The sequence below is a fragment of the Nostoc sp. ChiSLP03a genome (genome assembly GCF_034531215.2).
Classification (GTDB): Bacteria; Cyanobacteriota; Cyanobacteriia; order Cyanobacteriales; family Nostocaceae; genus Nostoc.
This window is the reverse complement of sequence record NZ_JAVRBQ020000148.1, coordinates 89,783-111,262: the sequence shown is the minus strand read 5'-3', so window position 1 is coordinate 111,262 and position 21,480 is coordinate 89,783. Positions and strand designations below refer to the sequence as shown.

General features: G+C 42.0%; 16 protein-coding genes. 5 read left to right on the top strand and 11 right to left on the bottom strand.

Annotated features, from left to right (window positions below):
- Positions 1-37 precede the first annotated feature (37 nt).
- The 3 genes from RMY32_RS24595 to RMY32_RS24585 form a co-directional block, all read right to left on the bottom strand.
- Positions 38-2,029 (bottom strand): ATP-binding protein, encoded by a 1,992-nt coding sequence (locus tag RMY32_RS24595; RefSeq protein ID WP_322714112.1) that lies wholly within the window; start codon positions 2,027-2,029, stop codon positions 38-40.
- The gene (locus RMY32_RS24590) at positions 2,026-3,300 is read right to left on the bottom strand and encodes a DUF4255 domain-containing protein (protein ID WP_322714111.1); all 1,275 of its coding nucleotides are present in this window, start codon (positions 3,298-3,300) and stop codon (positions 2,026-2,028) included. The genes RMY32_RS24595 and RMY32_RS24590 overlap by 4 nt, the downstream gene beginning before the upstream one ends.
- Before the next feature lie 269 nt (positions 3,301-3,569).
- On the bottom strand, positions 3,570-4,001 hold the full coding sequence (locus RMY32_RS24585; RefSeq protein WP_322714110.1) for an EamA family transporter: 432 nt from the start codon (positions 3,999-4,001) through the stop codon (positions 3,570-3,572).
- Positions 4,002-4,404: 403 nt separating this feature from the next.
- Between RMY32_RS24585 and RMY32_RS24580 the strand changes: the two genes are divergently transcribed.
- On the top strand, positions 4,405-6,315 hold the full coding sequence (locus tag RMY32_RS24580; protein ID WP_322714109.1) for a serine/threonine protein kinase: 1,911 nt from the start codon (positions 4,405-4,407) through the stop codon (positions 6,313-6,315).
- 332 nt (positions 6,316-6,647) lie between these two features.
- Here RMY32_RS24580 and RMY32_RS24575 read toward each other — a convergent pair whose 3' ends face one another.
- Positions 6,648-8,246 (bottom strand): peptide ligase PGM1-related protein, encoded by a 1,599-nt coding sequence (locus RMY32_RS24575; protein WP_322714108.1) that lies wholly within the window; start codon positions 8,244-8,246, stop codon positions 6,648-6,650.
- Positions 8,247-8,799: 553 nt separating this feature from the next.
- Here RMY32_RS24575 and RMY32_RS24570 point away from each other — a divergent pair.
- Entirely contained in the window at positions 8,800-9,681 is an 882-nt protein-coding gene (locus RMY32_RS24570; RefSeq protein WP_322714107.1) for an SDR family oxidoreductase, read from the top strand.
- A 273-nt stretch (positions 9,682-9,954) separates the two neighbouring features.
- Positions 9,955-10,212: a hypothetical protein gene (locus tag RMY32_RS24565; RefSeq protein ID WP_094352695.1), complete on the top strand. Its 258-nt coding sequence runs from the start codon at positions 9,955-9,957 to the stop codon at positions 10,210-10,212.
- Positions 10,213-10,300: 88 nt separating this feature from the next.
- Here the strand turns inward: RMY32_RS24565 and mgtE are convergent, their stop codons facing one another.
- Positions 10,301-11,701, bottom strand: a complete 1,401-nt coding sequence (gene mgtE / locus RMY32_RS24560) for a magnesium transporter (RefSeq protein WP_322714106.1) — start codon at positions 11,699-11,701, stop codon at positions 10,301-10,303.
- Positions 11,702-12,638: 937 nt separating this feature from the next.
- Here mgtE and RMY32_RS24555 point away from each other — a divergent pair.
- Positions 12,639-15,674: a PA14 domain-containing protein gene (locus tag RMY32_RS24555; protein WP_322714105.1), complete on the top strand. Its 3,036-nt coding sequence runs from the start codon at positions 12,639-12,641 to the stop codon at positions 15,672-15,674.
- A 224-nt stretch (positions 15,675-15,898) separates the two neighbouring features.
- Here RMY32_RS24555 and RMY32_RS24550 read toward each other — a convergent pair whose 3' ends face one another.
- The 4 genes from RMY32_RS24550 to RMY32_RS24535 form a co-directional block, all read right to left on the bottom strand.
- Positions 15,899-17,449 carry a mercuric reductase gene (locus tag RMY32_RS24550; protein ID WP_322714104.1) on the bottom strand — a complete coding sequence of 517 codons (1,551 nt, stop codon included), beginning with the start codon at positions 17,447-17,449 and terminating at the stop codon, positions 15,899-15,901.
- 322 nt (positions 17,450-17,771) lie between these two features.
- The gene (locus RMY32_RS24545; RefSeq protein WP_322674068.1) at positions 17,772-18,218 is read right to left on the bottom strand and encodes a YybH family protein; all 447 of its coding nucleotides are present in this window, start codon (positions 18,216-18,218) and stop codon (positions 17,772-17,774) included.
- Between the two features lie 94 nt (positions 18,219-18,312).
- A complete protein-coding gene (locus RMY32_RS24540; RefSeq protein WP_322714103.1) occupies positions 18,313-19,086 on the bottom strand; it encodes a TVP38/TMEM64 family protein in 774 nt (257 codons plus the stop codon).
- Positions 19,055-19,813, bottom strand: a complete 759-nt coding sequence (locus tag RMY32_RS24535; protein WP_322714102.1) for a TVP38/TMEM64 family protein — start codon at positions 19,811-19,813, stop codon at positions 19,055-19,057. The genes RMY32_RS24540 and RMY32_RS24535 overlap by 32 nt, the downstream gene beginning before the upstream one ends.
- Positions 19,814-19,852: 39 nt before the next feature.
- On the opposite strand from RMY32_RS24535, the gene RMY32_RS24530 reads away from it, so the two are divergent.
- Positions 19,853-20,101 carry a hypothetical protein gene (locus RMY32_RS24530; protein ID WP_322714101.1) on the top strand — a complete coding sequence of 83 codons (249 nt, stop codon included), beginning with the start codon at positions 19,853-19,855 and terminating at the stop codon, positions 20,099-20,101.
- A gap of 12 nt (positions 20,102-20,113) precedes the next feature.
- Here RMY32_RS24530 and RMY32_RS24525 read toward each other — a convergent pair whose 3' ends face one another.
- Both RMY32_RS24525 and RMY32_RS24520 read right to left on the bottom strand, forming a co-directional pair.
- On the bottom strand, positions 20,114-20,824 hold the full coding sequence (locus tag RMY32_RS24525) for a TIGR04283 family arsenosugar biosynthesis glycosyltransferase (RefSeq protein WP_322714100.1): 711 nt from the start codon (positions 20,822-20,824) through the stop codon (positions 20,114-20,116).
- A complete protein-coding gene (locus RMY32_RS24520) occupies positions 20,821-21,273 on the bottom strand; it encodes a CU044_2847 family protein (RefSeq protein WP_322714099.1) in 453 nt (150 codons plus the stop codon). The genes RMY32_RS24525 and RMY32_RS24520 overlap by 4 nt, the downstream gene beginning before the upstream one ends.
- Positions 21,274-21,480 lie beyond the last annotated feature (207 nt).

Genomic DNA, 21,480 nt, shown 5'->3' with positions numbered 1-21,480 from the left:
TTTGAAAATCAGTAACATCCATTTCAAGATTGTAAAATCACATCCATCCACCAACTTCCGCATCAGTCAGGGGTTTCTCTAACTTACTATATTCTGTTTGAGCCGCCCGCAATACGTGTTTCATCTGCACTGGTTCCCCAGCATCGGCAGCGAGGAAAGCGGCATTTAAGGCGATGTTACGGATATTACCCCCAGCAACATTGAGCCGCGCTAGTTGCAGAGCATCTAAATCTGCGGTTGGGGTTTCGGCTGGAAAGACACGCCGCCAAATTTCGGCTCGTTGTGTTGTATCGGGGAAGGGGAATTGCACCACAAAGCGAATCCGCCGCAGAAAGGCTGTATCAATTGCACTCTTCAGGTTGGTAGTTAAGACTGCTAAACCTGGGTAGCTTTCCATCCGTTGCAATAGATAGCTAACTTCAATATTGGCATAGCGATCGCGCGCATCTTTGACTTCACTCCGTTTACCAAATAAAGCGTCGGCTTCATCAAATAACAAAATCACTCCACCTTGTTCTGCGGCATCAAATACCCGGCGCAAATTCTTCTCTGTCTCGCCAATATATTTGCTGACTACTGATGATAGGTCAATCCGATAGAGGTCGAGGCGTAATTTCTGGGCCAGTACTTCTGCCCCCAAGGTTTTACCAGTGCCGCTACTACCTGCAAATAGAGCGCTGATTCCCAATCCCCTAGCACTCTTGCCGCCAAAACCCCAATTGTTATATACAGTACTACGTTGGCGCACATGAGCCGCAATTTCCCGGAGAACTTGTTTCTGCGCCTCTGGCAATACTAAATCATCCCAATCGCCAGATGGCTCAATCCGTTGGGCGAGTTCATCTAAGCGTGGACGTGCTTGCACGCGGCAGGCATCCCATAAAATGCTAGTAATATCGCTTTCTGGTGTTTGTGCTAATTGTCCTGCGGCTTCTGCACAAGCAGCGCGAATGGTTGCAGCACTAAGGTTAAACTGATCCACTAGGGTTTTGACTTGCCCATTCATTTGCGATGCACTCGCCCCTAATGCATCTTGCCAAACTGCACTTTGTTCTTTGCTAGTTGGTTGATGTACGTCAAAATTAACTACTAGGCGTTGTGATAAGCCGATGCGTTCTCGACTCGTAACTATTAAAAAGCCCTTTGTGCGTTCGATGAAACGAGCGATCGCATTCAGCCGCGCTGTATCATTAGTATCCAGTTCGTTGCAGTCTATCAGTAAGGCACTTTTACTTAAAATCGTCTCACGAGTCCACAGACGAATGAGATTATCCAACTCGCCTGGTGCTAAAGGAATGACTTGTGCGGGCATTATCCACAAGCTTAAACCCTGAAGCTGACAAACTGTGGCGGCAATGGCATGTTTACTGGCAGTTTCACTACCAGATAACTGGACAATTGGCAAGCTATTAACCTTGTAAGCTTGCGACCAAACTGCTGCGATTCGCTCTGCTAAATCTTGATGCGAGGGTACTAAATCGCTAACCTCTGGTAATGGCTCAATGATACCAGCTAGCCGTTCGTCAAGATATTGAATACCCGTGAGATAATGTAGAATCCGCTCGTCAATTCTCAAGGGACTAAGAGTTAGGGAATGACCATCACCAATTTGAATTAACCGCCAATAACGTAAGGGAGCATTTGGAGCGATCGCATCCCAATGGACGTTAGGTAAAGCTGCCAAAGCTAAACCCAAAGTTGGGTAAGCTCGTTGTGAATCGTCGTGAACTATAGCACACAATTTGGCAAAATCTCCATTTAATTCCATACCTGCACACAACAGCAACAAATTACGTTCAAAGGATGAGAGGCGAAACATTTTGCAGACTCTCTCCAATGCCGATGGTGCAGGCATCGCAGCAGCAGCTTCCTGTAATGCTTGCTCTAAATGCTCTTGGTGGTTCTCTTCAGGTTGATTTTGCTCTTTTGCCGTGTGATTTTCCAAAATACCACGCACTACAGCTAGAGCTGCTGATAAGTAGCGGTAGTTTGCCTCATCCCAATTGTGATTAATTGTTGTAGCATTCATAAAATTGTCACCTGTGGCGAATCATATTCCCCTAACTGATTTTTGTGAAGTGGACTTTCGGCGCCATCTACTTGCACGCGGACAATATAAGTTCCGGGTTTAACATTTTTGACCGGAATCGCGATCGCATCAGTGTCTTGGGTAGGTGGTGCAGCCAAGAAAGAGTAAGCTACCGGATTCTCACCTGATACCTGATTGAGTAGCAAAACTACTCGCTGTTCTTTACCTACTTTGGGCTGGAATTTAACGGTAATTTCTGCTGCGCGTAAATTCTCACCGCTATTTTCTACTTGAGTGACGAATGCTGTAATTGTTGGATGTAAGACAAAAGCCGCCACGTTTGATTCAACTAGATGATTCGTTTGCTCTGCATTGCCCATTGTTAGATGTACAACTTGCACACCCTGTATACTTGCGTATAAATCTGGGGGGACTAATAAGCTGATTTGCGTTTCTTTGACTTCTTGAGGTACTAGTAATGTTTCCGTATTACTAAAACGAACTCGTGTGATTTCACCGCGTAACCGTTTACCACGAATTACTAATTTTGTACCTGCAACAATCATTTGTTCGGTTTTTGTTGAAGCTATAACTTGCTCTATATTCGGTTGAGACAAGGGCATCATGTAGAAATCTTCTTCTTTGTCAGATTTACTACTTTCAATCAATACCATTGATGCTAAATAGGTAGCTGAAGGTCGATAGTGTGTTTGTAAAGCAGACCATAACTTAGAAGTTTCTTCCATGTTAAAAAACTCTGGAGTCAGTTTGATCTGCCCAATTTGTTCTGCTAAATCGGATACAGACACACTTGCTACGGCTTGGGAAAAAGCACTTGAGGTATTGGTTGTAGACGCATTTATCAAAGTATTTTCAATAATATCAGATGCGATCGCTGGTGTTTTGTGTAATAAATGCATTGCATAGCCGAGTAAAAGCTCTGCCTGAAAATCTTTAGCTCCGTAGGCTGTGAGTAAGTAGTGGAGATCGAGAGCTAGTGGTGGAATTGGAGAGCGTGGGTTTCCATTAATCCGTGAGTGCCTGCTGCGAAATTCTTGAGATACCCAATCGACATTGCGATTCTGCGTCACTTGATAGAGAAAAAGGTTGATTTGGGCACGCTCGTCAGCTTCAACTGAAATTCGATCCGGTGGTAGGGCAGTTACAATCACATCACCAACACTAGCAGCGATCGGATCGCTGACTAAACCATTTTCCAGCAAGACTTTTAGTACTGCTGTCACTGCGGCTATAGATAGCACATTACTCATCCTGATTCCTCATGGCAATAGCACATATTAATCATGTACGCCAGAGTACATTAATAGAATAATCTATTTTGCAAAACTTTAAGTCCTGTTGTTGCCAAGACTATCAGCACGAACGCTTCAACTTAAACCTTTATCGGACAGTGGTTTTACTTTTTTCACATCACAGATTCTCGATGAAGTGAAAAAAGTATTTGTCAAAAAGCTAGGATTTTACCGGATAAAGAAAACCTAATTCTTAATTTGAGAGCGAGTCGAGCTTAATTAAGATTTTAAATGATTAAAACTAAAGTGCCGATGACTACTAACCCAGTTCCTAAAACGATCTTCCAGCTTAATGTTTCTCCCAAAAAAATGACTGAAAATAATAAAACTAATACCAAGCTTGATTTATCAATTGGTGCAACAAGGGAAGCTTTTCCTGCTTGTAAGGCTTGGAAGTAAAAAATCCATGATAACCCTGTAGATAATCCAGATAATAATAAGAAAATCATGGTTTTTTGGGGTATAGCTAAGATATTAACTACGTTTCCCTGAAAAAATACGATCCCCCAAGCAACTACCAAAATGACCACAGTTCGGATTGCTGTTGCTAAATTAGCATTCACATTTTCTATCCCAATTTTGGCAAAGATAGTGGTCAATGCTGCAAAGGCAGCTGACAATAATGCATATATCCACCATGTTGTGGTGTTGCTTTCCATCTTAGCCTCCTGATTAGCCAGTCAAAATTAGCAGTGTAATTTAATCAGAGTCTTAAATTCAATTACTTGTCTCGTAAAGTTTGACTTGCTAGATTCGTAGTTTGCGCTCTACCGTTTGACTCTTTTAGTCACTCAGTACTACTGAAGCGACGATTCTCGGCAACTCGCGCTAACTTAATATCAGGAACAAATTTCAACTGCTATTAGGTTTAAAGTTTAAACATTTTATCAAAATTATCATATTACTTTAAGTTACTAATATGTTAAGCTGAGTATAATTAGATAAGTACTAGTAGTATATATTACTAATATTCATCTAAGTTATGAAGCAATCATATTTGTAATACTAGTATTATCTCTGAATAAAGTTAACACTTAAAGTAACTAGGATGGGTTGCCCCAGATGAAATCCCCACCTTCTTCAAATTCTTGGAATGGTCGCTTCGTCGGTGATAACCAGCGATACCGTTTAGACAGACGGTTAGGCGGGGGTGGCATGGGAGAAGTTTTCCTGGCAACGGACACCCGTGTAGGTCAGCAGGTAGCGTTGAAGTTGCTCAAAGATACGCTAGTGGCATCACAAGAAATGAGAAAGCGTTTTGAGCGGGAGGTGGCAGTTTGTGCTGCTTTGCAAAGCGACCACATTGTTAAGATTAGTGATTGTGGTGTAACCCCGGAAGGTTTTCCATTTTATGTAATGGAATATTTGCGGGGGCAAACGCTCAGGCAATTACTGTTGCGCGAAAAGCGGCTGTCTGTTGAGCGGACGGTGAAGATTATGGCGCAAGTTTGTAAGGGTTTACAGCTTGCCCATCAAGGAGTGACTCTCCAACGGGATGGTGGCAAAACCACTGAACATATTCAGGTAGTTCATCGCGACCTGAAACCAGATAATATATTTTTGATGCCCACAGATTTGGGAGAGTGGGTGAAGGTTTTGGATTTTGGTGTTGCCAAAATTCGTAGTGAATCTTCAGAAAATTCCAATATTACAAATATAACTAGTACATTTATCGGGACATTTCGTTACGCACCTCCTGAACAAATTCAAAGCGATCGCAACCTGGATGCTAGAGGTGATATTTACAGCTTAGGGATTATCCTTTATGAAATGCTGAGTGCAGCCGATCCCTTTGGAATCAGTATTAAGGGTAGTCAAGTGAGTGAGGCTTCTTGGGTGTTAGCTCATGCTTACGAGCCACCAAAACCACTGTGCGAGCAACCAGGGTGTGAGCATTTACCCGAACAATTAGAAGCCGTGGTGATGAAATGCCTCCAAAAAAACCCAGCCAACCGATTTGCAACGGTAGAAGAACTAAATCAAGCTTTGCAAGCTGCTGCCAAATTTGCCACCGAATCTAGCGTACCCGGAGAAATTACTGGGCGATCGCAAGCTTCTTCAAATCTTGGCTCAAATCACGAAACCGTTCCCAGACAATCAAACGACGATACTGTTATTCGTCCTCCATCTGGTTTCAATCAAGGTTCAAATCACGAAACGGTTCCCAGACAATCAAACGACGATACTGTTATTCGTCCTCCATCTGCTTACAATCAAGGCTCAAATCACGAAACGGTTCCCAGACAATCGAACGACGATACTGTTATTCGCCCCCCATCTGGTTTCAATCAAGGTTCAAATCACGAAACGGTTCCCAGACCATTTAACCCGATTAAGCAAAACCAATCTGAGCAAAGCGTTCCTCCCATTCAGGCGGGACACAACCAAGGCTCAAATCACGAAACCGTTCCCAAACCATTTAACTCAGTTGAGCAAAATCAACAGAGTCCTGTGAATAATCCGAACGCCAGCAAACCTGATGTGACGTTATTTCAACCACGACCAGGATCGAATCAAAGCGGTCAACAAGTACCAGCAGATAAAACGTTGTTTCAACCACGACCAGGATCTAATCAAAGCGGTCAACAAGTATCACCAGATAAGACATTATTTCAACCACGACCAGGATCTAATCAAAATAGACCACCAGTTCCATCAGATAAGACGTTGTTTCAGCCGCGACCTGCGTCTAATCAAAGTAGACCGCCAGTGCAACCAGATGTGACGTTGTATCAGCCACGACCTGTGTCTAATCAAAGCAGAACACAAACACGAACGGATGATACTATTTACCAACCAAGGCTAAGTGAGCAGCTAACTACGAGAATTACTCCCAATTTCTTGCGAATCGTAGGCGTGGTGTTGGCTATTGGGCTAACTTTAGCCGTAGTAACCTATATATATACGCAATTGCAATCTGGTAAACAGCCAAGCAACCAGCAAAATTTACCTAACAGCGATCAGCCCATTTAGAACTAATTGGCGGGGCATAACATATGCCCCTACCCGTGTACTTCATTTACCTGAAATACGCTGTATATATAACTGGCAGACATAATATCATTGGGGCACAAGCCTTGCTGTGCCCCGATCGTGGTTACAAACGACATTCCTTAACTAAGCTGTTACGCAAAAAGAAAAGCACATCAACTGGTGAGGTTGTCCTTTGTCAATTGTCCTTTGTCCTTAGTAAACACAAATGACAAATGACTAATGACTAATGACTAATGACTAATGACTAATGACAAATGACTAATGACTAATGACGGTCTACACGAGTTTGTGCAATATGTAGGCGCGTTAGCTTATAATTCATCCCAAACTACAGGAAAGGAATAATCTGAAAATGCCGAGAAATCACGATTTTCGTTGCGGGTTTCTTCATCGAGAACTTTGACAACTTTGTTATAAATATCTCGTGCTTGTTGCGGTGAATCACCGATGCTGGTTAATCCCACCTTGCCAAACTGCGAAAGGCAGCCCATAAGATGAAACACTGTACCCGTCTCTGTACCGCTGTCAAAGTGCAGTCTGTGGTGAGCAATGATATCCATCAAATCATTGGGTAATAATCCCTGATAGCGCTCTTTTTGCAGATTATCAGTGGCAATGTAATATTTTGGACGACCTTGTTGACTATAAAATAAACCCGTGGAAAGGTCATAGCGGCCGTTCGTTAATAATTTCAGGGTCATGAATGGATGCGTTGTACCGCCTTTACGCAGGTTAATTTCGATCGCCTGAATATCCCAGTCTCCATTACCCTTCTCAACAGCGATAAAATCTACACCAAACCGCTCTAAAGTGCCTTTATCTGCTAGCTTTCTGCCAACTTGAAGTCCCAATTGCTGTAATTGCAATCGATATCTTTCATCAGCAGGAAAGCTGCAACCAAGATAAATCTGACCGTCTGGGCCTCCGAGAATTTGGTCGTGAGTTGACAGGATTTCCACTTCGCCTTGGGGGGTGATCCGTCCTTGAACGCTGGGCGATCGCTTAATTTCCCCTTCCACGAATGCTTCAGCGATTGCCCCTAACTCAGGCATTTTTCCCAAAAAACTATCCCAAGTTTCTTGTTTTGCTTGAAAGCGCATCGTTGATAAGCGATCGCTAATTGCTGCTATCCTTTCGGCATGAGTACCAGTGTTTGGTGCTAAATTCTCAATCGGTCTGAGATCCAACAATGCATTCCCCTCTCCAGAAATGCCCTCGTTAAGTTTTACTACTACCCGTTTTAATGTTGGTTGCCGTTCCCACAAGTTAACAGTAGCTTCTGTCAAATCTGTATGGTTCCAAACTTTTTCGCTGCCATCTGGATGCGGTACTTCGCTTTCCTTGAAGATTTCCCGACTGCCACTTTTTGTTCCCCAAATTTGTAAATCTGGTGCAGCCGCATACAGTGGTACACCCAATTTTAAAGACAATTCGCCTTCCCAGTGCGAAGAGTTGTAGCAGATCATAAATGATTTGTCTAGCCTCAAAGATTTCTGAATCCGCTCTAGCAAGCGGGGGCGTTCTAAAATCTTTTGGCTTAGAGGCTTAAAAGAGGAATCGTAAGTAGAAAGTAACAGCAAGCGATTGCGAGCATGAGAAAAGGGAATTCCTGGCAACAATTGCAGATAATAATCAATGATACTCGGATGCAGCGGTACTGATGTTACATAAATCAGTCGAGTTCGGGGATTCCGCAACCGAATTAAGGAAAATAGTAATCTTTCTTCATAATGCTCGCAGCCTTCGATCTTTTGGAGTTCTCCCTGGTCAAGACTCAAGGAGGGAATAATTAAAATATCCGCTTCACTATTGTCAAATATTTCGCTCGTTTTCCAGCGATCGCGCAGGGTTAATTGTAAGTGGCGAAACTTTTCAACTTGTTCTAACTCGGAAATATTTAATGTTGCCATAACCCATGCCCTCTAATAATCTCAATGTAGCGCACCACGCACCCTTTTGGACGATGTATAGTCGCTATGTCAAGATTCAGGTAGTTTTGTAAAAAATTTCCGGAAGTCTGCAAGGAGCGATCGAGCTATAGCAACTCGTAAATCGCTGACTTCTTTAATTTATTTTCCCTCTTAAGGTTGAGCTAATTGCAGCTTAGTTTACCTCTAGGGGGCGATAAAGTAGAGCAACATAATAGTTAATTTTAAAGCAGGTGAAAAAGAGAAATTCTCGATCGAATCGCAGTTGTGTACTTATTTCATGGTCAAGCGTGAGGATAAATAATGTAAGTCGCGTACAGTTGCTAGAAATAAGTAAGTTTGGCAAACATCCAGGATATAAATGCCTAAAATTGCAAATGGCTAGTGAGAGTCAAAGCAAAAAATAAACCTTGGGTTGAATTTTCGATCCAAGGTTTAGTTATGAAATAGGGAATAGGAGAAAGATAGAGTATAACTAGTGCCCAATTCCTCTTTTTCAACACCCATTCAATATTCAATTACCAAGGTAAAACAGATGGCTAAATCAAAAGAACCAAAAGAGAAAAAAGAGCAAAAATTACAACCGCCACAGCAACAAGAAACACCAGGTGTTGAATCAGAAATGACACCAAAACCCAAAGCTGAAGATGCTCAGTATCGCGGTAGTGGGAAGTTACAAGATAAGGTAGCATTGATTACGGGTGCAGATAGTGGGATTGGTCGTGCTGTTGCGATCGCATTTGCAAAAGAAGGTGCAGATGTGGCTATTCTTTACCTTAACGAACACGATGATGCCAAAGAAACAAAACATTTGGTAGAAAAACAAGGGCGTCGTGCAGTAACAATTGCAGGTGATATTGGCAATGAAACTTTTTGTCAGCAAGCCATACAACAAACAATTGGTGAGTTTGGCAAACTCGATATTCTCGTCAACAACGCTGCCGAACAACATCCGAAAGAAAGTATTGAAGAAATCACCGAAGAACAACTAGAGCGAACTTTCCGCACTAATATCTTCTCAATGTTTTTCATGACTAAAGCTGCACTCAAGCATTTACAAGCGGGCAGTACTATCATCAATACGACATCAGTAACAGCTTATAAAGGTAGTCCACAACTACTAGATTACTCCTCTACAAAAGGTGCGATCGTTGCTTTTACTCGCTCCTTATCGAAAAATTTGGTATCTAAAGGAATTCGCGTTAATGCTGTCGCGCCAGGGCCAATTTGGACACCTTTAATTCCCTCAACTTTCCCCGAAGAGAAAGTTGAAACTTTTGGCAAACAAGTACCAATGGAACGAGCCGGACAACCTGAAGAAGTTGCTCCTAGCTACGTATATTTAGCTTCTGATGATGCTTCTTATGTCTCTGGACAAGTGTTACACGTCAATGGTGGAGATGTTGTCAATGGGTAAGTAGAATAGTTAAGAGTTATGAGTTAAGAGTTAGGAGTTAGAAGTTATAAACAAGATATTTTAAACTTACAACTTTTACCTCCTAACTCTAAACTTATAACTTTTAATTTTTACCTCCTAACTCTAAACTTATAACTCTTAACTTTTAACTTTTAACTCCTAACTCTAAACTTATAATTCTACCCTCATGGTCATCCATTGGAGGGATGATTTAATGTAGAAATATTGATACTCTGTCTAACAGCGTACATTTAATAAATAATAACTACGTTTATGGCATCTCCTACACCACTGAATGGCAGAGAACTAGTAGATTGTGCTAGAGCAAATGCCCAGCAAGGAATTGAAACTGCTGCTTATCAATGTGGCTATGGTCAAGACCTCAACAAATTTGCCAGAGAACTTAGACAAGCTTGTGAAGACATGAATTTACAAGTGAAAGAACTTAGCGGATTGATTACTGACCAGGACATGATACTGCAATTGGGTACTGGCGAAATTGTTGCTCCAGATACAGAATCAGAATTGTAAAAGTTAAGTTAGTCATTTGTCCTTTGTCTTTTGTCATTTGTAGTTTGTTATTCACTAATGACCAATGACCAATGACCAATGACTCTTTTCATAACTTTAAAATTATCCGCGCCAAATTGAAGTAAATCAAAACACCTACAACATCAACTGCTGTGGTGATGAACGGTGCTGACATTAATGCCGGATCTAAACGCAGATAGCGAAATAGAAATGGCAGTGCTGAACCGGAGATCGAAGCTAAAAGAGAAATAGCTACCAGACTAGTGCCGACAGCGATCGCTACTTCTAGTCGTCCTTGCAGAAAATAAGCCCAGACAGTAGCGATCGTACCTAACATTGCTCCCAATAGGGCGCCTGCGATCGCTTCCCGGCCGATTACCTGTAATGCACCACGCGATCGGATTTCATCGGTATTCATCCCGCGAATCACCACTGTGGAAGATTGAGCGCCTACATTACCCCCAGTACCAGTCAACAAGGGAATAAAGGCCGTCAGTGTCACCACTTTTGCTAAAATATCTTCTTGCGACTTAATAATTGTGCCTGTAACGGTATTAGTTACAAGTAAAACCAATAACCAGACAACTCGTTTCCGAGCGATTTCCAGTAAATTCATTTGAAAATAATTATCGCCCCCCGACTGCACGCCACCACCCAAAGCATAGATATCCTCGGTGGTTTCTTGTTGCAGAATATCAATTACATCATCCACCGTCACAATACCTACTAGAAGCTGTTCTCGATCTACTACAGGCACAGCCAAAAAATCATATCTTTGAATTAATCTTGCAACTTCTTCTTGATCTGTATCAGTGTAGACAAACACCACATCACGGGTCATAATTTCGCCAATCATTTGCTCAGGCTGAGACGTTACTAATTCCCGCAACGATACAATCCCCGTCAAGCGCCTTGCCGCATCCATGACATAAAGATAATAAATCATCTCACTGGCATTAGCTAAGTTGCGAATTCGCTCTAGAGCTTGAGATACTGTCAAATTTTCTTTCAGCGAGATCAACTCTAGCGTCATAATTCGCCCAGCTGTATCAGCTTCATAACCCAATAGTTGGGCTGTAGCTTGACGTTCAGCTGGACTCAGTTGTTCTAGCAAGCGATTGACGACTTTTGCCGGTAATTCATCAAATAACCTAGCTCGGTCATCCGGCGACATTTGATCGACAATATCGCAGACTTCCTGGCTTTTAAGTTCTTCAATTAACCGTTCTTGAACACTGTAGTCGAGATATTCATAAACTTCGATCGCCTCATCCTTAGAAAGCAAGCGAAAAGCCAAAGCATGCATCGCTTCTGGTAAACCCTCAATCGCCTCGGCGATATCCGCAGGCTGCACGGGTACGAGAATTGATTTTGCTCCTTGCAAGTCTCCTGCTTCTAGGAGCATTTGCAGCTGAGTCCGCACTAAATTTCGCAATTCTCTGCGTGAGAGATTCTGGATGGTAGAGTTTAAATTGTTTGTCTCAGTCAAAGTCCACTTTCCTCAGCCAGTTTGAACAAGGTTGCTGCCCTTAGTCTAGGGGAAAGTGGGAATGTGCAACGTCAAACTTGTAATTTTTCTGACTTAAAGTAAATTGAAAACTTTTGTAAATGAACGAAAGAGTAGGGTTTTGGGGGGAAGGGAAAAGGTTAAAGGGAAAAAAACTTTATATATCGAGCCTTCCAATCCTTTTCTCCTTACCCTTTTCCCTTTAACCGAGCAGTATTGGATTGTGTTTTCTAGCTTAAATGCATGAATGGTAAGGCTTTTGCAAAAGTTTTTGTTCCACTGATTTTAGGTTATTACTAAATTTATGCTGGTTCTGGTAACAAAAAGATAAAGTAATAATCAAAATGAACTATAGATAAATATTAATTTTTCAAATCTTTAAATATTAAAATTTTTCTTTATACAAATTTTATATAGTTAATAAATTTGTAAATATACACATTAGATTATCCGGTATTTTGGCATTTTTTATTTAAATATCATCAAAACTTTTATATTCCTTTAAAAAAGGATAGATCAATATGAATATTTAAACAAAGTTCTATACAGAAGATAGACATAACACCGCCATCTATTGTCAAATGTGTAAGCACTAAAAGAATACTTAAGTAATTTATGTAAAGTTATTGCATTTGACTAATTACGCATGTATTTGCTTTCTTAAGCACTGCTTGCCTTGCTGATATGCATCTGCACATCAATAAAATTTAGAAGGTATCAAGAATTCAGTAAATTTTTGAAAGAAAACAAAGACTAACAAAGACTAATATATTCTTCAATTAATTATTCATGACTAGTAATTACTAAATATATATTTATAAGTTAATCAATTATTAGCTTGTCAGTATATTTATATCAAGCTTCATGATGCATTTTTGTTGGAATATTCAATGTTAAATTAATCCTGAAACACTAAATTATGGCATCAAATCAAAACTTATCAACATCTGTAAGTCCAGTAATTACTACTAAATCATCTCTAGAAAGTATCGATCGAGGACAAACCAGCATTTCTGCTCGCTCTAGCCTACTCTCTCAAGGAGATGGACTCAAGGCAGAGTATTACGACAACATGGACTTCACCAACCTGAAGGTAACTCGTACAGATCAGACGGTGAACTTTAACTGGCGTGCTGGTTCTCCCGATTCGTCGATTGATGCAGATACTTTCTCAGCGCGGTGGACAGGTCAGGTAGAAGCTAAGTACAGCGAAACTTACAAGTTCTACACCACTGCTGATGATGGTGTACGACTGTGGGTGAATGGTCAACAAATCATCAATCAGTTTATCGATCAACCTGCCACCGAATCTAGTGGCTCGATCGCATTGGTTGCAGGTCAGAAGTACGATATTAAACTTGAGTACTATGAAAATAAATCCAATGCTGTTTCTCAACTGCGTTGGTCAAGCGCCTCTCAGGCGAAGGAAATCATTCCCCAGTCTCAACTGTATAGTAATGTCGTCAGCACACCTAGTAGTGGCAATGGACTCAAAGGTGAGTACTACGACAACATGGACTTCACTAACCTGAAGATAACTACTACAGATCCGACGGTGAACTTTAACTGGCGCGCTGATTCTCCCGCTCCGTCGATTGAGGCAGATACTTTCTCAGTACGGTGGACAGGTCAGGTAGAAGCCAAGTACAGCGAAACTTACAAGTTCTACACTACTGCTGATGATGGTGTACGACTGTGGGTGAATGGTCAACAAATCATCAGTCAATTTGTCGATCAAGCTGCCACTGAATCTAGTGGCTCGATCGCATTGGTTGCAGGTCAGAAGTACGATATTAAACTTGAGTACTACGAAAATACAGGCAATGCCGTTTCTCAACTGCGTTGGTCAAGCGCCTCTCAGGCGAAGGAAATCATTCCTCAGTCTCAACTTTATTCACCAGTTCTTCCGACCACTATCACCTTAGGCTCGTCTTCGATGATTGTGAACGAAGACAGTGGTAGTGTTACCGTCAAACTAATTAGAACTGGAGATTTAAGTAGTACATCTTCAATTAAATATGCAACTATAGCTAATACTGCTACAAAAGGAGTTGACTATGGCAGTGAAGGCGTTGAAAGTGCTGGAGTACTGACTTTTGCGCCGGGACAAAGCAGCGCACAGATATCCATTCCGATCAATGATGATTCCTCGATAGAACCAGATGAAAGCTTTAATTTTGTCATCGATCAGGCAGAGGGGGCAACACTAGGAGTCCAAAGAACTCTCTCAATTACAATTCAAGACAACGATCGCTCCGGCCTTGATTTCAGTCAGCCAGTAGTTAATGAGGGTGACGGTACTGCCAAGGTGATAGTTACACGAGGCAATGCTTCGGCGGCGGCTAGCGTCAACTACACAACCCAAGATGGAACTGCTAAAGCTGGATCTGACTACCAGGCTGTATCTGGAAGCTTGAGTTTTGCAGCCGGACAAACCAGCAACACCATTGTTATCCCCATTCTGAATGACAACGTTGGGGAATCAAATGAAACATTTGCTTTGAAGTTCAGTAATCCAGTTGGAGTGCAGTTAACTAATCAACAGACAAGTATCACTATTATTGATAATGACTCTGGTAACTTTGCTTTAGATACGGTAGCTTCTGGCTTGAATCAACCCACAGCTTTTGAATGGGCACCTGATGGTAACAGTATGTTCATTGCCCAGAAAAATGGGGTAGTGCGAGTTATGAAAAACGGTACTTTATTATCAACCCCGTTTACTGATATTCGCGGACAGGTAAATGATACGCGCGATCGCGGTCTGTTAGGCATTGCCGTACATCCAGATTTTGGTAAAAGTCCAAACGGCAACAACTATGTTTACCTGTTGTATACCTACGATCCACCAGAAACTAATACAAGCAATTCTAAGAATAATCCCAATAGCACATTGGACGATCCCGATCAGAATGGGAATCGGACTGCACGCCTAAGTCGCTTCACAGCTGACCCCAATACTAATTACACTACTGCGATCGCTGGCAGCGAAGTTGTACTACTCGGCACAAATGGCACTTGGGCAAATATCAGTCACCCAGATGGAAATAGCACAAATGTTTCACTTGGCTATGCACCATCAGGAATTCTCAACAAAGATACTGGTAAGCCGTTTACCAGCTTGCAGGATTATCTGAATAATCTCGATAAAGTCCAAAATATCCAGAATTTTATCGCCAATGATAGTGAATCTCACTCAGTTGGTTCTGTGCGTTTTGGTACTGATGGTTCTCTATTTGTGAGCTTAGGAGATGGTACTTCCTACAATGGAGTAGACCCCCGAGCAATTCGCGTCCAAGATAAGAATAATCTATCCGGCAAGATTTTGCGGATTGACCCGATTACTGGTAAAGGCTTATCAAGTAATCCTTTCTACAACGGTGACGCTAATAGCAATATTTCCAAAGTTTATGACTACGGTCTGCGTAACCCCTTCCGTTTCACAATTGATAAAAAGACCAATACCCCAGTAATTGGTGATGTTGGCTTCGGTACCTACGAAGAGGTGAATATCGGAAAACCAGGAGCTAACTTTGGCTGGCCATTCTATGAAGGTGGCCTTGATGCAAATGGTAATGTCGTCAGTCTGAAACAACCAGCCTACGCTAATTTAGATGCAGCAAAAGCTTTCTATAATAGTGGCTCATCTGTTACAGAACCACTGTACACTTACAAGCATTCTGGTTCTAATTCGATCCTGGTGGGTGACTTTTACACAGGTAATACTTTCCCTGCAATCTATCAAGGTGCCTTATTCATTGGTGATTTCAGTCAAGGAACTATCGATGCTTTGATATTAGATAGTCAAGGTAAAGTTACCTCAGTTAAGCGGTTTGCTTCCCAAACAGACAGGCCTAATCTCGGACTGCCTACACAAATCACCACTGGCCCTGATGGTAATCTGTATTATGCAAACTTGACCGGAGGCGAGATCGATCGTTTCCGACCTGTTTAGAGATAAATACAGTTTAATGTGAGTTCGACAAGCCCTTTTTTGACCTCTCCCCCAACCCCTCTCCGACACAGAGAGGGGAGCCAAAACCCTAATTTCTCGTTGCTCCTCCCTTTCCCCGTGGGAGAGGGCTGGGGTGAGGGTTCATCGAACTCACGTTGGTTTAGAGATGACATAAAAATTATCAGCGATCGGCGAACAGTTATTTGACCGTTCGCTGATTTTGCTTAAGATAACTTTGTCACAAATCCCAACAATTTTTTGGTATTTGATGTGAGGAGTGTTCGACGATAAGTATCAGCGGCTTTTTTAATTGCTTCGGCTTGAGTGGGATAAGGATGAATTACACTGCTTAACTTGCTCAAGCCAATCTTGTTCACCATTGCCGTAGTTACTTCTGATATCATCTCACCCGCGTGACTGGCGACAATAGTTGCACCGATAATTTCATCAGACCCCTTTTTGTGGTGAATTTTGAGAAATCCTAACTCTTCACCATCTGCGATCGCTCGGTCTACACTATTAAAAGGTATGTTGATGGTTGTCACCTCAATACCCAATTTCTGCGCCTCGTGTTCGTACAACCCCACGTGGGCAATTTCTGGGTCAGTATAAGTTACCCAAGGCATCACCAAACTACTGAGTTTCGAGCGTCCCAAGCCAAAGGGAGAAAACAGTGTATTTTTAATTACAATCCGCGCTGCTGCATCAGCAGCATGGGTAAACTTCCAGTTCATGCAGATATCGCCAGCTGCATAAATTTTGGGATTGGTCGTTTGCAGGTAATCATTTACCTTTACGCCTTGGTGCTTGTCATATTCTACACCCACAGCTTCTAAATTTAGATTTTCGACATTTGGCGATCGCCCCGCACCGACTAAAATTTCATCGACTGTCACCGAATCTCGATGACCGTTAGAGGAAAAGTAAAGGCGTTTTCCCTCAGTCACAGTTACCACTTCTTCCAGTTTGGAATCGAGTACTAGGCGAATTCCTTCGTTAATCAAAATCTTTTGGAGAATTTTAGCGGCTTCAGGGTCTTCTTTATTTAGGAGATGAGAACCGCTATGGAAAAGCACCACCTCACAACCCAAACGCCGGAAAGCTTGCGCCAATTCGCAACCAATGGGCCCGCCACCAATTACCGCCAAACGTTCCGGTCGTTGAATTAAGGAAAAAACCGTTTCATTGGTTAGATAACCCGCCTGTTCAAGTCCCGGAATCGACAGTTGTGCAGGTCTTGCGCCAGTTGCAATCACAGCTTTTTTAAACTTGAGGGTTTTATCGCCAACTTCCACGGTGTTTTTACTTGCAAATCGACCGCTACCCAAAAAGACATCAACACCCAACTTTTGAAACCGTTCCGCCGAGTCGTTAGGGCTAATATCAGCTCTTATCTTCCGCATCCTGGCCATAACTTTGGGAAAATCAACATCAATATTATGTTGAGGAATATTAACTCCCAAGTCTTTAGCATCCCAGATTTCGCCAACGATGCGGGCAGAGCGAATAATAGTTTTAGATGGTACGCAACCAACATTTAAGCAATCTCCACCCATGAGATGCTTTTCAATTAACGCCACCTTTAAACCCAAATCTAGACCCGCAGCACCCGCCGCCACGACTAATCCCGCCGTACCAGCACCAATAACTACCAAGTCGTAAACATCGGCGGGTTGAGGATTAACCCAATTTGGCGGATGAACGTAAGACACCAACTTTTGGTTATACTCATCCGTTGGGCGAACAGTAACTCTCTCTAAATCTGAATTGGTCATTAGCAAAACCTTTTTTAAGAATTGAAAATAATACTAAATTCAACTGCCTTTTATAGGAATTCAAAATTAAAAATTAAGAATCCTGATAAATTTAGGCGGTTCAATCTTTTATTTTTTATGCTTGTTTAATAATTGGACTTTGAACAAAATTAATTATTTGTCGGCGCATCCAATTCAGGCAGTAACCGCCGAACGATTGAATTGACGCGGTGCAAAACCGCAACCAAGCCCGATAAAAATTAACGGACAATGTGATAAAAAAGCTGCTGTTTCGCGCTTGAGTACAACGACTTGTTAGGCGTAGCTTATGATTCACGAAGTCCTACGGCTTGAGATTAAGCGACGCTTTGCCTGTCTCCGGGTCGAAAGGCACTGATTGATGCTCATGCACAATCATCCACTTGCCGTCAATCTCACGCAAGCAAACAGTCGCCCGCACCCACATTTCGACTTTCCCTCCGTCTGTCAGTGTTCCGCTCACACGATAGAGGTAATGGCAGAAAGCCACCGTTTCGCCCGTCGTGATGCTCAGGTCTAGAATCTCATAGCCGATTGAGCCTTGAAATGAAGAAACCCACTTCTGGACGCGTTCTCTAACCGTATCTACTCCGATATATTGCAGTGGATTGATGACATCGAAAGACAGAATATCCGGCGCGTGATTGGACAAAAGCGCGTTGATGTCCTTGTTGGGTAATGCTTTGACGCGCTCCTCGATTATCGTGCGAATTTGGACTTCATCATTTGGTTTACTATTTTCAGTTTTCATATCACTTTCCTTTGTTCAGTTGTTATCCCATTTTCCGCAATTTATTTTGTAATATATGAAGATTACCAAAGATAGCGAAAGCATCTGTCCACCCTTATAATTTTTCTTCTAAAGCTTTGCGCGCAATCCGGGTTACATAAACTGTCACAGCTACTGTAGCAATCAAACCCAAGATGCGAATTGCCCATTGTAAAGTCGGGTTGGTAGGTTGAGCCTCAGTGCCAATCATGGCAAGATTACCTGCAAGGGAACCAATATAAACATACATAATGGTTCCAGGAATCATCCCTAGAGAGCCGATGAAGTAATCTTGAAGTGAAACTCCCGTGATGCCAAAAGCATAGTTCAACAAATTGAAAGGAAATATTGGGGACAGTCGCGTTAACAGGACAATTTTTAATCCTTCTCTACCTACCGCTTGGTCAATGGCGGCAAATTTTTTGTTATCTGCGATTTTACCAGCAACCCAACTCCTTGCTAAATAACGTCCGACGAGAAAAGCAGCAGTAGCGCCAAGGGTTGCACCGATAAACACGTAAAGAGAACCCCAAACTGCACCAAAAATCACACCAGCTCCCAAGGTGAGAATAGAACCTGGGAAAAAAGCAACGGTAGCAATAATATAAATAGCAATAAAAGCTATGCCTCCTACTGCGCCCAGGCTATCAATCCACTGCAAGGCTTCGCGTAAAATTGCTTGGGGATTGAAAGAATTTAAAGTTACCGATTCTTGTGCTAAAGCTGGGTCTGTATTTAATGAGAAACTACTTGCCAATATTAGTAATATTAATATACTGAGGCGAAAAAACTTCAGGAAGTTTCTGGTATTAATACTTTTAAATATCTGAATGATTATTAGTTTTTTCATGGGTTGTGATTTCTTCTACTGCCACACTTTGAGCTAATGCTTTCTGAGCAACTTTTGTGATATATACAGTTACAGCAACGGTAGCAATCAACCCAACTACTCGCATTATCCATTGCCAGACTTGAGTTTCTGGAGTAATTGGTTGATGAGAGGTGTTAATCGTGGCAAGATTACCAGCTAAAGAACCAATATAAACGTACATCACAGTACCGGGAATAATACCGAAGGAACCTAATATATAGTCTTTGAGAGAAACCTGTGTTATCCCAAAAGCATAATTTAATAAATTGAAGGGAAATATAGGTGAAAGACGAGTTAGCAAAACAATTTTCCATCCTTCTTTAGCAACTGCTAAATCAATTGCTTTAAATTTAGGATGTTTTTCCATTTGTCGAGAAACCCAATTTCGTGAGAGGTAGCGTCCAATAATAAAAGCCAAGGTTGCTCCGAGTGTTGCAGCAATTAGCACATATATCGATCCCCAAAATACTCCAAACAGACAACCACCTTTGAGGGTTAGGAGGGAACCGGGTATAAACAGCAATGTTGCCAAGTTGAAAATAACTATGTAAGCGATGGGGCCTAAAGCACCAAGACTGTGAACCCAAATGACTAAGGTTTGTAAAAGTCCCTGAAAGTTGAACTGTTTAGCGGCAATTATGAGAGTGACAATCAGGCAACTTAGGAGTAGCAGTTTGAGTTTGGAATTTAATAAACGCTTGTTCATTTTTATAAGTTTCACCCTCAGAGGCTCAATGTTGACCTTTTGAAGCTCAATGTTGACCTTCTGAGGCTCAACGTTGACCTTTTGAGGCTCGATGTTGACCTTCTGAGGCTCAATGTTGACCTTTTGAGGCTCGACTTTGACCTTCTGAAGCTCGATGTTGACCTTCTGAAGCTCGACTTTGACCTTCTGAGGCTCAATGTTGACCTTCTGAGGCTCAACGTTGACCTTTTGAGGCTCAAATTTAAAATTTACACCTCAAATCCAATGCCCCTAAGATATACTACTTAGATGATAAACAGCTTAAAGCCTTTTAAATTTTTCTCGGCGATACCAGCTACAAATTCGCTCAGGTGAAACGCCGAGTAAATAAGCAATAATTACTATCTGATTAAGTAGCGTAGTTTTTAATACTCCTTTTTGCAACCATCTACGCGCTGAGGTAACAACTGGTGTGGGAATAATTACAATGCGTCCGATGCGTTTTAAACGACGCATAAGTTCAAAGTCCTCCATGATAGGCAATTCGGGAAAACTGCCTATTTTTTGAAATGCTTCCTTGGTTAAAAAAATTGCTTGGTCGCCATAGGGCATTTGATAAAAATGCGATCGCACATTTACTCCCCACTCCACCCATCGTAAACTTAAAAGTGACGCATCAATCCGCAACTTAAAAGCACCAGCTACAATCCCAGGTTGTTGTAGCGCTGTGCGAATCATCTCATCAAACCCAGTTGGTAAACGGGTATCCGCATGGAGAAACAGCAGAATCTCACCGTTAGCCGCTACAGCACCCGCGTTCATTTGCACAGCACGACCGGGAGATGATGAAATAACTTTGACATTTAAAGATTGAGCGATCGCTACAGTATCATCACTAGAGCCACCATCGACTACAATCACTTCTATATTTGTACTGGCTTGAGTAGTAGCAATGGCTTTTTTAATATTCCCCGCTTCATTAATAGCCGGAATAATAATCGAAATTTTGGCTGCGTCAATACTTTGACTCATGATTGCTGAGTTTGTTTTTCCGGTTGGTCAGGAAATGAACACTCTACCGTTACCTTCAGATTACTTTCAGCCGTGCCTTTAGTTATGTAAGGTATACCTGCTTCACCGCCAACTTTGATCCCAAATTCTAGAGTGACTTTATCAATATTGGCAACAGGGATTTTCTTAAAAGCATTGAGTGAATAAACAGTGTAAGCCCGAATTGTACCTTCAATTGCTTGGAAATTTTGGACTATCTGTTTTTGTGCAGCATCAGCATTCCATCCCTTATCAATTAGCGCTTCTTCTTCTCCCTCTGGAGAAACTTCGGTAATGACTGGTGGTGCATCTACGTTATTTGTGGCTTCAATGTAAATAATAGTGCCATCTTCTAACTGAATAGGTGTGAGTTGAGTCATGGGATAAATCTCGCCTAAAAGAATTGCGTGTACGGTAGTGCAGCTGTGCATTGGTGTCAACTTAACGTGAAAGCCAGATGAGAATCAGCTTTTAGCAAATTGTCTCGTTCCTAGTCTCCGACTAGGAATGTCCTTCATTGAGGCTCCGCCTCCTAAACTCGCGGCAGAGCCGCCAGGAGTAGCATTTCCAGCCAGAGGCTGGAAACGAGGTTTTAAAGGAGTTTTAGCTTAAGTTGACACCTATGGCAGCTGTGCAAC